The sequence below is a fragment of the Rhizobium sp. P2_G2 genome, assembly GCF_056403555.1.
On sequence record NZ_JBFUFF010000251.1, the window covers coordinates 1 to 1,581 of the forward strand.

The 1,581-nt window shown below is 60.2% G+C and carries 1 protein-coding gene and 1 other annotated feature; the gene reads right to left on the minus strand.

The genetic code is table 11. From position 1 onward, the window contains the following. Nucleotides 1-39 precede the first annotated feature (39 nt). Nucleotides 40-1,271, minus strand: a protein-coding gene (locus AC1D06_RS42525) for an IS3 family transposase (protein ID WP_477991582.1) whose coding sequence is annotated in 2 segments (ribosomal slippage) — nucleotides 40-974 and nucleotides 974-1,271 — 1,233 coding nt in all. Because the reading frame shifts where the segments join, the coding sequence is not laid out codon by codon here. Next, nucleotides 871-987: a sequence feature (AL1L pseudoknot), on the minus strand. It overlaps the preceding gene by 117 nt. Nucleotides 1,272-1,581: the final 310 nt, after the last annotated feature.

Sequence of the window (1,581 nt, forward strand, 5' to 3'; positions counted from 1 at the left end):
TGAACCGCCCCGGCTTTGCCGGAGACCGTTTGGTTTAAGTTATGCGGCCACGGCTGGTTCGTCCAGCATGGCGTAGTATCGTTCTTCGGCTTCAGCTGGTGGAATATTGCCGATGGGCTCCAGAAGTCGTCGATTGTTGAACCAATCCACCCATTCRAGCGTGGCGAACTCCACGGCTTCGAAGTTGCGCCATGGTCCTCGCCGATGGATGACCTCGGCCTTGTAAAGGCCGTTGATCGTTTCGGCGAGAGCGTTGTCATAGGAATCGCCAACGCTGCCGACCGAGGGCTCGATGCCCGCCTCCGCCAGCCGCTCGGAATACTTGATCGACACGTATTGCACGCCCCTGTCGGAATGGTGGACGAGCCCGCCGCGATGGATGGGCCGCCGATCATGAAGTGCCTGGTCCAGAGCGTCGAGGACGAAACCCGCATGGGCGGTACGGCTTGCCCGCCAGCCGACGATGCGGCGGGCGAAGGCATCGATGACGAAGGCCACGTAGACGAAGCCCTGCCAGGTCGCGACATACGTGAAGTCAGAAAGCCAGAGCATGTTCGGCGCGGGAGCCTTGAAGTGGCGATTGACGCGGTCGAGCGGACATGGGGCAGTCTTGTCCGACACGGTGGTTTTGACGGGCTTGCCGCGAATGATGCCCTGAAGACCCATCACTCTCATGAGCCGTGCGACGGTGCAGCGGGCAATCTCAAAGCCCTCCCGCTGTAGCTGCCGCCAGACTTTGCGCACGCCATAGACCTGGAAGTTCTCGTTGAACACCCGGCGTATCTCGACCTTCATGGCGACATCATTCCGGGCGCGGGCCGCCAGGCGGTCCACGTCCATGCGCTTGGCAATGACCTCATAATAGGTGGACGGGGCAATCGGCAGCAGTCTGCAGATCGGCTCGACCCCGAGCACCGAACGATGTTCGTCGATGAAGGAAATCATCGCTTCAGTGGGCGGTCGAGCTCCGCCTGGGCAAAATACGCCGACGCCTTGCGCAAAATCTCGTTGGCTTGACGAAGCTCGCGGTTCTCCCGCTCCAGTGCCTTCATCTTCTCCGCAACATCGCTCGGAAGGCCGGCTCGCTTGCCACTATCGACCTCGGACTTCTTTACCCACTCATTGAGCGTGTGTGCCGAGCAGCCAATCTTGGCCGCGATCGAGGAAACAGCCGCCCATCGCGAAGAATGTTCGGCCTCATGTTCCGACACCATTCGAACGGCGCGGGCGCGGACTTCAGGGGAAAATTTGTTCGTCGTCTTGCTTGTCATAGACCCTACTTCTCACGAGTTGGGGTCTCCGGCGGTCGYGTCCCTGGGGGAGGTGTAGCTCGGCGGTAGCGAAGCCGCTCGCGAGCGCGCCCTCCACAGCGCTGTAGCGAGTGAGCGGCGTAGCGGGCGGTCATCAGTGTTTTCCGGTAGGCTCGGGTTGTTCAAGCTCAAACCTGATGGAAAGACCACCGATGACCGATGACATGATGACCCTTCGCTCGCTTGTTGAGAATAGTGCTGATACCGATTTATTGCGCGAGATGATCGGCTTTACGGCCGAGAAGCTGATGGAACTGGAGATTGGCGCCAA